At 38.6% G+C, this 13,033-nt stretch carries 8 protein-coding genes and 1 tRNA gene; 8 read left to right on the top strand and 1 reads right to left on the bottom strand.

Going from position 1 to position 13,033, the window contains the following annotated elements:
• Window positions 1-3 precede the first annotated feature (3 nt).
• The 3 genes from GTR01_RS09830 to GTR01_RS09840 all read left to right on the top strand — a co-directional run bounded on the left by GTR01_RS09830 (window position 4) and on the right by GTR01_RS09840 (window position 2,442).
• Window positions 4-492, top strand: coding sequence for a hypothetical protein (locus GTR01_RS09830; RefSeq protein WP_160137659.1), 489 nt, complete (start codon window positions 4-6; stop codon window positions 490-492).
• 33 nt (window positions 493-525) lie between these two features.
• Window positions 526-2,304, top strand: coding sequence for a TonB-dependent receptor (locus GTR01_RS09835; protein ID WP_160137660.1), 1,779 nt, complete (start codon window positions 526-528; stop codon window positions 2,302-2,304).
• Between the two features lie 66 nt (window positions 2,305-2,370).
• A tRNA-Arg gene (locus GTR01_RS09840) sits at window positions 2,371-2,442 on the top strand.
• 269 nt (window positions 2,443-2,711) lie between these two features.
• On the opposite strand, the gene GTR01_RS09845 is transcribed toward GTR01_RS09840, so the two are convergent.
• Window positions 2,712-3,101 (bottom strand): helix-turn-helix domain-containing protein, encoded by a 390-nt coding sequence (locus GTR01_RS09845; RefSeq protein ID WP_160137661.1) that lies wholly within the window; start codon window positions 3,099-3,101, stop codon window positions 2,712-2,714.
• Between the two features lie 438 nt (window positions 3,102-3,539).
• Between GTR01_RS09845 and GTR01_RS09850 the strand changes: the two genes are divergently transcribed.
• The 5 genes from GTR01_RS09850 to GTR01_RS09870 form a co-directional block, all read left to right on the top strand.
• Window positions 3,540-5,132: a T9SS type A sorting domain-containing protein gene (locus tag GTR01_RS09850; RefSeq protein ID WP_160137662.1), complete on the top strand. Its 1,593-nt coding sequence runs from the start codon at window positions 3,540-3,542 to the stop codon at window positions 5,130-5,132.
• Between the two features lie 12 nt (window positions 5,133-5,144).
• Entirely contained in the window at window positions 5,145-8,576 is a 3,432-nt protein-coding gene (locus GTR01_RS09855) for a hypothetical protein (protein WP_160137663.1), read from the top strand.
• Window positions 8,577-8,583: 7 nt separating this feature from the next.
• Window positions 8,584-11,943: a DUF6443 domain-containing protein gene (locus GTR01_RS09860; protein WP_160137664.1), complete on the top strand. Its 3,360-nt coding sequence runs from the start codon at window positions 8,584-8,586 to the stop codon at window positions 11,941-11,943.
• Window positions 11,930-12,415, top strand: coding sequence for an ankyrin repeat domain-containing protein (locus GTR01_RS09865; RefSeq protein ID WP_160137665.1), 486 nt, complete (start codon window positions 11,930-11,932; stop codon window positions 12,413-12,415). Before GTR01_RS09860 ends, GTR01_RS09865 begins: the two co-directional genes overlap by 14 nt.
• Window positions 12,416-12,463: 48 nt before the next feature.
• On the top strand, window positions 12,464-13,033 hold a 570-nt coding region (locus tag GTR01_RS09870; RefSeq protein WP_160137666.1), incomplete at its 3' end, for a hypothetical protein.

Consider the following 13,033-nt stretch of genomic DNA (forward strand, 5'->3'; position numbering starts at 1 on the left):
AACATGATGTTTAAATTAGTAACATATTCTTTTTTAATTTCTGTTTCATTATCCAGCTGTATTCCTTCGTATAGTGCCAATCCCAAAGAATATAATAGGGCAAAGGTGAACTTTACAAGACAAAAGGCTTTTGTTGAGAATAAAGAATTAGAAAGAGAGTTTAATATTTTAAAACATTCTGATATCTACGAAATTGTGGAAGACAGTACCAATGCAGCAAAAATAACACTGCATCCTATGGAAACACGTACTCCTTCATGCGGGAATCCGATGATTGGAAGTATGATTACTGTCGGTTTGTTGCCTTCCGGATTTCCTTATGATATTTCTTATCGTTATGATGTAACTGAAAACAGTACAACGAAAAATTATCAATATCAATTAAAAGTTTATCAAAGCCTTTGGCTGTTTAATATATTCAGGGTAGGCAGAACTTTTTCAAAACAATCGGGGAAAGCTTTACTAGGAAGTTACATGGCTTCTAATAAATAAACCCAATATATATTTTTTTCAAATAAAGAAAATATGAACAAGAAAATTCAATTATTATCCATAATATTTTTAGGGGTTTCGCAATTCGCGTTTTCCCAGATCAAGGAGGAGAAACTGGTTCTTAATAAAAAGAGAGAGCCGGAAGTGAAGAAGATCGAGAAAAAGAAGACTTCCGTGGAAACTATTAAAAATTATCCGCCGGAAGAGAAATCTCAGAATCCTGTAAAATATACCATTACAGATGTTCCTGCGGTCTCTGACTTTAAAACTTCTACGATTCAGGGAGAAGATGTGGCTCCAAAATTTGACGGTACAGCTCAGAACAACTATGTTCAGTTTGGAATGGGAAATTATGGGAAGATCCTGTTGGATGGAAATGTGTCTAAAACTCTTGAAAATAAATTTGAGGTAGGAGCAGACGTACATTTACTTTCTACAAGTGGGCTTAAAAATGATTACGACTGGAAATCTAAACAAACCTCTGCAACGATAGGTGCTTTCCTGAACTCTTACGGGGATAAAGGGAAATTCAATATCAATGCTGAATATGGGTTGAATAATTATAACTATTATGGAATCTATGCTTTGGCACCTGGTGCTGATGTTGATCTGAAGCAGAAAGTGAATCAGTTCAAAGTAAATGGATATTATGATTTTTATTCTAACGAAATCTTGAATGATGTAAGAGTAAAATCATCATTCCTGAAAGACCATTTCGATGCTCAGGAAAATCAGGTTTCAATCTTGGCTAATTTCTCTAAACATGCTGTAGAACTTGGAAAATCAGGAATCAACCTGAATGCGGATTTAGGAGTAGGTTTAGAGGCTGTGAAAACAGAGTTTGCCATCGTTGATAAAAATACGGCCAATTTCTTCAATACCAACTTAACTCCAAAAGTAACCTTCAGAAAAGGGGAGTCTTACTTGATGTTAGGATCAGGATTCTCATTCCTGAATGCTAAGAATTCAAACAGGCTGATGGATCAGGTAAAGAACAACAAAACCTATTGGTTTCCACAAGCGGAATTCCAGGTGGCTGCTGCTAAAGAGTTTAAATTCTATGGTGGGGTAGACGGAGGTCTTAAACTTAATACTTACGGAGATCTTCTTCAGGAGAATCCTTATGTACTTTCTGACCAGTATTTAAAGCCTACAGAAACAAAATACCATTTCTATGTAGGGTTAAGAGGAGATATCGATGAAACGTTGAAATATGATGTTTCTGCAGGTTTCGGAAAAATGAAAGACATCATGTTCTTTAAAGCCAACAGTCTTTTCGACAACAATTATACCCTGAACCGTTCTGCTTATGATTTTGCCAATACATTCTCTGCGATCTATGATGATGGAAATGTAAGCGATATTAAAGGTAGCGTACAGTATTTCCCATTAGAAAACTTAATGATTGACGGGGAAGTAAGATTTACAAAATATAACTTGAAAAATTACGATAATATCTACAACGTTCCATTATTGAACGCTAGCATTGGAGCTAAATATACCATGCTGGACAAGAAACTATTGTTAGGTTTCAAAGGAATTTTTGCAAGCGACAGAACAACGAACTCTTTTTCAATCGAAGGGATTGCCAATGCACAAGCACCTAATGGGATGATTTACCGTTCATTAGAAAATACGAACGACAAAGTTGGTGGTTACGCGGATTTAAATCTTTCAGTGGAGTATAAAATTCACAAAAATTTCAGTATTTTCGCACTCGGAAATAACCTTCTAAGCTCAAAATACCAAACCTACAAGGCTTATAAAGTCTTAGGGCCACAGATTCTGGGTGGTGTGAAGATTACCTTCTAATTATAAGCAATGAATGATAAGTAATCTTGAACTACATTGTACTTATCATTCATTCTTTATGAATACGGCTGCATAGTTTAATGGATAGAACTTCGGATTTCGGCTCCGACAGTGAGGGTTCGAATCCTTCTGCGGTCACAAAAGCTCCTTTTTTAAGGGGCTTTTTTTGTTTATATACCTCTGGAAATACCCCAGAAGATATGTTTTTATGATGATGTGAATATTAAAGCGTTTGTACTCTTCCTATCATGGAGTTAGTAAATTGTTCGTATGAAAGTGGAATAGAACGTATCAAGAACGATTCTGCTTTGCGACATTTAATACCGGAGAAAGAGAACGAAGAAAATAAAAACGGATGAGCAATCATCCGTTTTTATTTGTGTATTTGTTTAATAAAAGCAATCAGGTTAAGCCTTCAGCTTATCAATCAACGATTCAATCAATTTATTTTGCGCATCCATCATTTGGGTAATATCCTGCTGATTTTTTAAAATACTTTCCATCATAGCAGAAGAGTTGATATTGAATACAGGATTATAAGCGTTTCCAATCACATTGGAAGAACAGGAATCAAAAGTATTGTTGGAGATAATGGTACTGCCATCTTCCAACAGTTCATTAATTTCCACTTCAAAAATCTCGCACAATTTAGCTACAGACTCAAAGCCCGGCTTCGATGTATCGGTTTCCCACTTGTGATAGGCCGGCTGGGATATATGCAGCAAATCGGCCACCTGTTGTTGTGAATAACCCTTTTTTGTTCGCAGTCTCGCCAGTTTGGTTCCCAGTGTTGCCATAGTAAATATTATAGGGCTAAAATAAAAAAATATTACAAGGCATGAAAGTGCCGGAAGCATAAAATTTATAACCGTGGGTTATTAAATTTATAACCCCATTGTTTCACAGCGTTTGGAAATATTTTTAAATTGTTACACAATTTTAAACGCCACAACTAACGAAAAAAACAAGGCATAAAATCACTGAAAAGTGAATCCGTAAAATCACGGAGTACAAATATGGGGTTTTCCCCATGGTGGAGAATACCACATGTTTTTAATTTAGTTCACGAAAAACCAAATGCTTATGAAAAAAATACACCCATGCAACTATCTTTTGCAGCCTTACTCCTTTGCGCGAGAAACCCTCGCATGAAAAAAAATAACACGACACTCTTTGACGCAACCACGCGGTAATATTGAACCGTGAAATAAATACAAATCAACTTAAAATAACTTATGAGAAAAACAATTTTCGGTGTACTGTTTTTGTATACCACCATTCCACTGCTAGGGCAGGAACTGCTTTGGCAAAAAGATATTAAATCTTCCACGCAGGATTTTCTGAGCCAAGTATCGACGACCATCGACGGGCAATATCTTATTACAGGAAGCTCCATACAGAGCGACAAACTTCAACAGAAAAGCAAGCAGAACAACGGTTATGATTTCCATCTGGTTAAACTAAACCAGCAGGGAGAAGAAGCCTGGGAAAAGTATTTCTCAGGAAACAATCACGATTATTTATCTGCAACTGTAGCCACACAGGAAGGCGGATTTTTATTAGCAGGCACTTCGTATTCAGACAAAGGCTTGGATAAAAAAGACGATGCCAAAGGCGGTTCGGATATATGGCTGATAAGGCTTAACGAATACGGAGATGAGCTTTGGCAGAAAACAATTGGAACGGCTGCTGATGAAGAAGCAAGGGCGGTGGTACAAACAACAGACCTGGGTTTCATCGTTGCAGGAAATGTGCAGAACGCACAAAATAGCTATGGCTCCACAGATATTGTACTTACAAAATTAGATAAAGAAGGTAAAGTCATATCAGAAGTTTTCATAGGTGGTTGTGGTTTGGATGAAGCTGAAAAGCTCGTCCCTACGATGGACGGCGGAGCACTTTTAGGAATTTATTCCCGTAGTGGGTTAGGCACTACGAGACAGATACAAAGTGTTCCAAAGCCATCGTCAGCAACTTCTTCTTATGCTAAGAAAACAGAAAATTATGGTGAAGGCGATTACTGGATTGTGAAGCTGGATAAGAATGGAAAAGTAGAATGGGAAAAGAATTTCGGCGGCAAAGGTGATGATCATTTAAGAACACTTGTGGCTACATCATCAGGCTACATCATCGGCGGAGAATCTCGATCGGAAAGGTCGGGGAACAAAACAGTTGGTGTTGAAGAAGGAACGGATATATGGCTTATAGCACTGAATGAACGTGGCGAAGAGCAATGGCAAAAATCCTACAATTTCAAAAACCGTGATATTCTGATGGGGATGAGTGTGATTCATTCAGCGGATGATAAATCCTCAAAAGGATTTCTATTAGGGGGCTATACCCAGGCAGAAGGAAGAATAGAAAAGGATGATGAGACCTTCTGGATGCTGTACTTGGATGGCAACGGAAATGAACAATGGCGAAAGCATATAGCAGGCGAATCCAGACAGAAAGAAGAAAGACTTTCGGACTTGAAACTCAACAGGGATGGTTCCATCGTTTTAGCGGGAACAAGCGCCAAGGAATTAGGTAAAGAAAACTGGAAGATTGTCAAACTTGGGGACAAACAAGTAAACGATTTGATTGAAAAATACGATATCAAAATTTATCCGAATCCGGTATCCGATTATGCGTATGTAGAAATCGGCTTTGACTTTAAAGAAGCTGATATTATGCTGTATGATATGAGCGGAAGACAGCTTCAGAATTTTAAAACGAAAAACAGAGTGACTAAGATGAACACCCAGACTTTGGTACAGGGAGCTTATTTGGTGACCATAAAAACGGATAATAACAAAACAGCGAATGCAAAGCTGATTAAAAAATAAAAAACACTTATCATGAAAAAGAACATAACCAGTTTGTTTTTTTGCTTATCGCTAAGTACAGCAGTAGCACAAACTACAGGCAATAAAAGGTCTACACTTCCCAACATTAAACCTCCATCATCGGAGTCTTATAAATTGGGCGCTTTTGGAAATATCCCTGTCAGCTTGTTTACGGGAAATGCCAATGTAGATATTCCGATAACAAGTTTTCAAACCAAAAATATCAGTCTTCCCATTAAACTCAATTATTTTTCTAATGGAATCAAAGTAGATGACATGAATGGTTCTGCGGGACTGGGCTGGAACCTTATTTCAGCAGGAGTGATTACAAGGGTGATCAGGGATCTGCCGGATGAAGACCATTTGACCAATATTTCATTTCCAACGGATGTGGATAGTATGGGCGGTACCCGCAGCCCGGCTGCAATGCAGTTTTTTCAGGATGCGTCTAATGACAATGTGGATACGGAGCAGGATTTGTATATGGCCAGCTTTGGCGGTATGCAGATTAAATTTGTCTTTGACAAAAGAGGAATGCCGGTTGTTTACTCCCAAAAAGATGTAATTATTGAAGGCAGAAGCGGAGGGCCGTCTTTCACCATCACGACAGATGATGGGATGAAATTCTATTTTACCGATAAGGAAAGCACCGCTAACCGTACTTCAGGCAATGGGCATTCACTTATTTCTATTTCTACCACAGCTTGGTATCTCACAAAAATAGAAGATGTATCCACCGGAGAAACCGTTTTTATTGAAAACGTTGATGGAGGATATACTACCACTATAAGTCAGTCGCAAACATTGTCTTATACCGAGCCCAAATACGGCCCGATGCATTCTAGTTGTGGAAATCCTGCATATATTCTGTACCCTGTAGAAAGTGAGTTGATGAACCACAACCAGCACGTTACCGGAAAGCAAATCAAAAGAATATACAGCAACAACCCAGTGTATGGGGATATTGTTTTTGACTATCTACAGTCAGGCAACGGTGAAGATTATAAACCGTTGCAAAAAGTGACGAAGAAGGTGAACAATACCCTTGTTAACAATGTAGTACTCAATTATAATCTCACCGGAAACAACAGGCTGTTCCTGACTTCGGTTGTAGATAATGTTTTGAATACAACTTATGGGCTTGAATACAACCAGCCAGATAAATTTCCCAAAAGGCTTGCCTTTAGCAGGGATGGCTGGGGCTATCACAACGGATCAACGGGAAATACAAATTTGGTTCCACGAATTGATAAAGTGGTTTCGTGGAGTTCTTATAATGGCGCATCAACCTATGTAAGCCCGGACTTCACAGCGATAGGTATCTTAAAAAAGATCGTTTACCCCACCAAAGGATCTACAGAATTTTTCTATGAGAACCATACAAAAGTGCAAAAGAATGTAGTGATTACTCCGGAGCAGAAGACGGGCGTACAAATTGGTGCAGAAAAAGGAAGTAGCGGCCCGCAAGGTACTGCTCAGGTAACATTTACGCCTGTGAAAGATGAGGAAATTACAATTGGTGGGGGAGCATGGTTTAACAGCAATGCCTGTGAAAAAGAGTATGAGGTTGCTGGGAAACATCGTGCCACTACTAATCTTAGAGATGCAAATGGCAATTTGATTACTTTATACCAAAAAACACCTGGTGGTATGGCTACGGCTGAAACGACTTCGCTTACGCTTCCAGCCCCCTACGCCTACTACGCGATGGTTTCCAAAAACCAGCCACTTACCTTATCGCTTAGAACGCTCTTTTTATGCGTACAGTCAGAGGCTGCAGCAACCTATACGAAACAGTTAGAGGTAAGAGGCGACCGTGAAGTCGCTATTGGCGGACTTAGAATCAGTAAAATTGTGGACTATACAGAAAACGGCGTTGCAACAACAAGAAAATTTGTCTATCATGACGTAAATGAACAGACCAGTGAAGCGATTGTACTAAAAATGCCCGAGTTTGAAGAATCGGTTAAATTTACAAGAACCTGCTATAAGAAGCCTCCTGCCGGATCAACAGGCGAACCTGTCCCTATTGGTGTAGAACGCTTTCCTTATTACACGGTTACTTCCACCAACATCAATCAGTTGTATGCTACGCACCCGAATGTATTTTACAAAACCGTACAGGAAATTGTAGAGGGAAAATCTACCATTATTCACAATTATTCTACAGATGTTGATGATTATGGAAAAGTATTGTACGGTGAAAATATCCGGAATTCAACATGGACAAACTTTGGTTGGAATAATGGACGTGAAATCTCCACAAAATATCTGGATGCAAACAATAAACTGGTACGTACAGCCGAAATGAATTATGAAGAAGACCAGAGTAGAAAATACCAGGTAGACGGGTTTTCTATCCGAAAAAATTACGACAACCCACTGGCTAAGAATGTCACTTACACCTGCACTGCCGAAGACGTTACTAGAACCTTTTCAGCTACCATGTGTACAACCAATCATTCCCATTATTATATTACTACCGATGGCTATAAGAATTGTTATGCGATTGGCGCCAATAATGTAACAACAGTCTATAAAGATATTTGCTTTGGGCAACAGCCCGGCACTGTATTGACATTTGCAGATCAGTTAGACAATCTTGATATTGTACAATACAAAAACATCTCCCATTTTGAATATCTGAAATCACAGAAAACAACAGACTATGTGGATGGAACTGCCATGAAGACGGAAACGCAGTATTTTTACGATAATCCGAAGCATACCCAACTGACCAGTCAAAAGACTATTTTTCCTGATTTGTCTTCTACACTAAACAATTACGATTATGCCCATGAGAAAAACAATCAGTTATTGATTGGCAAAAACATGGTTGGAATCCTTTTGGAAACAAGAGAGCAAGAAACAGTTGAAAATGTTACCAAATTAACTTCCCGAGAAGAAACAATTTATCCTACAACACTGCCCAATGCAGCAACGGGAAATCTGGTACTTCCCTTATCGGAATATTCATTTGATACACTCAATAGTTCTCAATCCTATAAAGATGTAAGCTATGACAAGTATGATGAAAATGGAAATATTTTGCAGTATACCACCAAAGACGGTACGCCTGTCAGCATTGTTTGGGGTTATAAAAAGACAAAACCGATTGCTAAGATTGTAGGTGCGTTATATAGCCAGGTAGAACCACTGATTGCAGATATTGTAGCCAAATCGGACGAAGATGCTGTTGATCCTACCAAAGAAGCTGCGTTGCTTTCCGCTTTTGAAAGCTTTAATCCTCTTGGCCATATCACTACTTATACTTATGATCCGTTGATTGGTGTTACTACCATAACGCCGCCTTCCGGAATTAGGGAACTGTACATTTATGATACTGCCAACCGATTAAAAGAGATTAAGGCCAGAGAGCGGGATAATGCCGGCAATTACGTTTTTAAAACACTCAAAGAATTTAAGTACAACTACAAACAGTAAACACATCATGAAAAAGATAAAACTATTAGGTCTGCTGTTTGCAGTTACATCGACCTATGCACAAAGCACATCCGAAAACTTTATACAATCCAAGACCTGCCTGAATGACGACTGTACTAAGAAAACTGAAACCGTAACCTATTTTGATGGCTTAGGAAGGCCCAAACAGGTGGTAGGGGTAAAAGCCACTACTACTGGAAAAGATCTCGTAACACCGGTTACCTACGACGATTTTGGCAGGCAAACAAAAGACATCCTTCCGGTGCCTGCCAATTCACTGAATGCTGCCATACATACCGGTATACTCAATGAAGATGCAGCTAATGCTTACTACGGCACTGCTTATGCGTATGCTGAAAAGGAGATTGAAAATTCACCCTTGGACAGAGTATTGCAGCAAGCCCAGCCGGGAGATGAATGGAGAATGTACGCGGGGCACACAACTCAATTTAAGTATCAGGTAAACGCAGCAGGTGAGGTAAAGAAGTTTCTGACAAATACTACAACGAATACAGTAGGAGCAATCAGCAATACCGTATCATCAACGCCTACAGTAGGCATTTTTGCTCCCGGCGTTTTGTATAAAAACACCGTGATTGATGAGGATGGCACACCGGTAATTCAATATACTAATGGCCGTGGGCAGTTGTTGCTGATAAGACGTACGGATGGCTCGCAGAATGTTGATACGTATTATGTTTATAATGAGTATGGACAGCAGGTATTTATTATTCCACCAAAAGCTGTACAGCAGATAGAACAAAATAATAATACCGTAAGCCAGCATATTTTGGAAACGCTTTGCTATCAGTACCGTTACGATGGAAAAGGGCGGCAGGTAGAAAAGAAATTGCCGGGAAGAGGCAACTGGGAATCTGTGGTGTATGATGGGGCCGACCGCCCTATACTTACCCAAGATGTAAACCTGCAAAAACAAGGAAAATGGTTAATCTCCAAATACGATCGTTTAGGCCGTGTTGTATATACCGGAATGATTCCCGGAGGAAGCAGGACAGAAATGCAGAGCCAGATAGGGGATCAGGTTATCAATGAGGAAACTGTAGTAGGCGGGTTTAACGCAGATGAGCTGCTGGTATACTATACCAATCGTTTTTTTCAGAATATAAGCCCGGTTTTAACGGTCAACTATTACGATTCTTATCCCAGAGATCAGAAAGAACCGACTCCTACAAAGATTCTTGATCAGTTTGTGATTAGTTCCTCAAAGTACGCGAATGGAGGAATAAACACATTAAGTATTCCGACGGCCACTTACGTGAAAAACATAGAAGATAATGGCTGGACGAAAAATTATTTTTATTATGATACTAAAGGCAGGAAAATAGGTGAAAGAAGTTGGAACCCTTTAGGCGGCTATACTAAAAAAGAATTTAAACTTGATTTTTCGGGAAAACCGCAAGAGAGCTATACGTATCACCTCAGAAATCAGGGGAGTACATTGGTGACGATTAAAGAAAGATTCTTTTATGATAACCAAAATCGCCTTTTAAAACATTATCATCAGGTAGATACACAACCTGAAGAACTGCTTGCAGAAAATACCTATAACGATATTGGTCAGTTGATCAATAAGAAAACAGGGAATACTACAGGTTCTCCATTACAGTCTATAGATTATGAATACAATATCAGAGGATGGCTTCGCAAAGTAAATAACCCTACCAGTGGTAATTTGTTTGCCTTTGAATTGAAATATGAAAAACCGGAAGATGCCGCCTCTGCGCCTGCAAGATATAATGGTAATATTTCAGAATTTGACTGGTGGTCAGCGGGAGAAAACCGCTTGAAGAGATATGCTTATAAATACGATAAATTAGACAGACTGAAAGACGCTTCCTATCGGGAGCCTTATGCTACAACTCCGGCCAATGACGGCTACAACGAACACATTGCGTATGATCTGAACGGAAATATCCAGACACTCCGCAGGTTTCAGAAATATAACAATATACCGCTGTTGATAGATGAACTGGAATATAATTTATATGAAGGAAACAGACTGAAGCGAGTATTGGATGTAAGCAATAACAATTTAGGATATCCGGCTGGCGGAAATCTCATAGACTATGATGAAAACGGAAATATGACCAGCCATCTGGATAAAGGCATAGCGGAGATTAAATACAATTATCTGAACTTACCGACAGAGGTAAACTATACCGATTCCGATAGTAACGTAAAGTTTATCTATAGAGCAGATGGCAGCAAACTAAAAAAGGTATTCAGTTACCGTCATCCTCGAAGTGGTTCTATTCTTTCTGAAATCACCGAATACCTGGATGGCTTTCAGTATTTGGAAGGTAGTGGTTTAAATAATCTCCGGTTTTTTCCTACTGCAGAAGGGTATTATGATTTCGAAAAAAAAAGGTATATTTATAACTACGAAGATCACCTTGGAAATATAAGGTTAGCTTACTATCGTGATGCTAACAATCAGGCTGTTATAGATAGGGAAGTAGGGTATTATCCTTTTGGATTAGAATATGCTGCACCGCAACTTACACAGAATCCTAATTATACTTATGGTTTCCAAGGGCAGGAAAAGCAGAAGGAAACAGGTTGGAGTTCTTTTAAATGGCGAAACAGTATCCCCGAGCTGGGTAGGTTTTTCAATGTAGATCCTTTAAGTGAAAAATATGCTTACCAGTCGCATTATAATTTCTCAGAAAATAGAGTTGTTCAACATGTTGAACTAGAAGGGTTAGAAGGCGAAGATTTCCGATTTAGGATGGCCATGAAGCAAAATGGAGGAGTCCAAGCTAGAGCAGAAAGAGAGGATCAGGAAGCTCATAGTAAAACATTCATGGCGGTGATTAGAACAGTTTCGCCAGTTGAAGAAATTTATACATTAGCTACAGGACGAGATTTAGAAGGAAATCAAGCTAGTAGAAAAGATGCTGCTATGCTTTTGGGGTTAAATCTGGTTCCTCAGGTAAAAACGGAAGTAAAAGCTGGTAAAATTGTATTACAAGCAGAAGCTAAGGCAGAAGGTAAAGCTGCTTCAAAAGCAACCTCCAAAGCGAAAAATTCTTCAAAAAAGCCCTATAGTAAAAGTAGACCATCTTACGGTAAAGATCAAGTTGAAACAGTTTGGAAAAATGGACAGCAACCAGATAATAAAGTTTATGATCCGAACACTGGGGAAGAGTTAACATGGGACAAAAGCGTTAAACCAAGGTCGTGGGATATGGGTCACAAACCTGGTGAAGAATATAGAAAATTACATAAAGACTATATGGATGGTAAAATTGATAAAGAAGAATTCTTAAAAAGATATAGAGATCCTGGCAATTATCAACCAGAATCAAAATCAGCAAATAGAAGTGGAAAATATGAGCAACGATAATATTGAAAATGTTTTTCAATTGGTTAGGATTAATCAATTTGAAAGTTTAAGAAAAGAAGTTAATGAGAATAATGTTAATGAATTTATTAACGAGTATCATCAAAATCTTCTGCAAGAAGCAATAGCTTACAAAAAGTATGAAATTGCAGCATATCTACTATACTGTGATATTGATGTTAATCATTCTGATAAGGATGGGAAAACCCCATTGCACTATGCTACAGCCCATAATGATATTAAATCGACTCAGTTATTATTAAACGAAGACGCAATGGAAATAAATAAAAAAGATATTTATGGAAATAACGCGCTTTGGGTAGCTGTTTTTAATGCTCGTGGTAATTATGACATTGTCAAACTATTGAAACAACATGATGCAGATATAAACTCTAAAAACAAAAATAATAAGTCCCCTTTAGATTTTGCAAAACAAATTGGCGACGAAGAAATGGTAAAAATTCTTGAAGTATAAATTTTATAAACAACGAGTAGAGCTTATAATTTTTAATCGGCGTATTGCATGCAATACGCCTTTAGTGGAAACAGAGTAGTAGATGCCAGGGAGTTAGAAGGTTCAGAACCACTGCCTTTAAATGCTGGCAAAGTTTACGAAGCGCGACAGTTACTTGCAGATAACCTTGATAGGCAGGGGCGAAGTACAGAGGCTTCCAAATTAAGAGCACATGCGGATCAGATACAGGAAATTAATACATTAATAATTTCTGCTCCTATTTTTGAGATAGAAGAGGTTGTACTATCTGCTAGGGCCGCGAGTGCTTCAGGCTTCTTTGGAAGAGTTTGGTCTGCAATAAAAGGAATTTTTGCTGGCGCCGAAGGGAGTGCTGGGATTGCAGAAACAACTGCAGGAAAAGTACCTAATCCGTATGGGAAAGCAGGTGGGCCATTGCATCAAGCAAAAATAGAAGAAGTTGGAAAAAAATTAGATGCTGATGGATTTACAGAAATAAAGACTGAGGTAAGAGTGGATACACCTAAAGGAAGTAAAGGTAAAAGGTTTATAGATATTCAAGGAACTAATCCAAAAACTGGAGAAGTTAAGCAAGTTCAAGTTGGAAAGCAAAATAAAAAT

The organism is Chryseobacterium sp. c4a (genome assembly GCF_009900745.1).
Classification (GTDB): domain Bacteria; phylum Bacteroidota; class Bacteroidia; order Flavobacteriales; family Weeksellaceae; genus Chryseobacterium.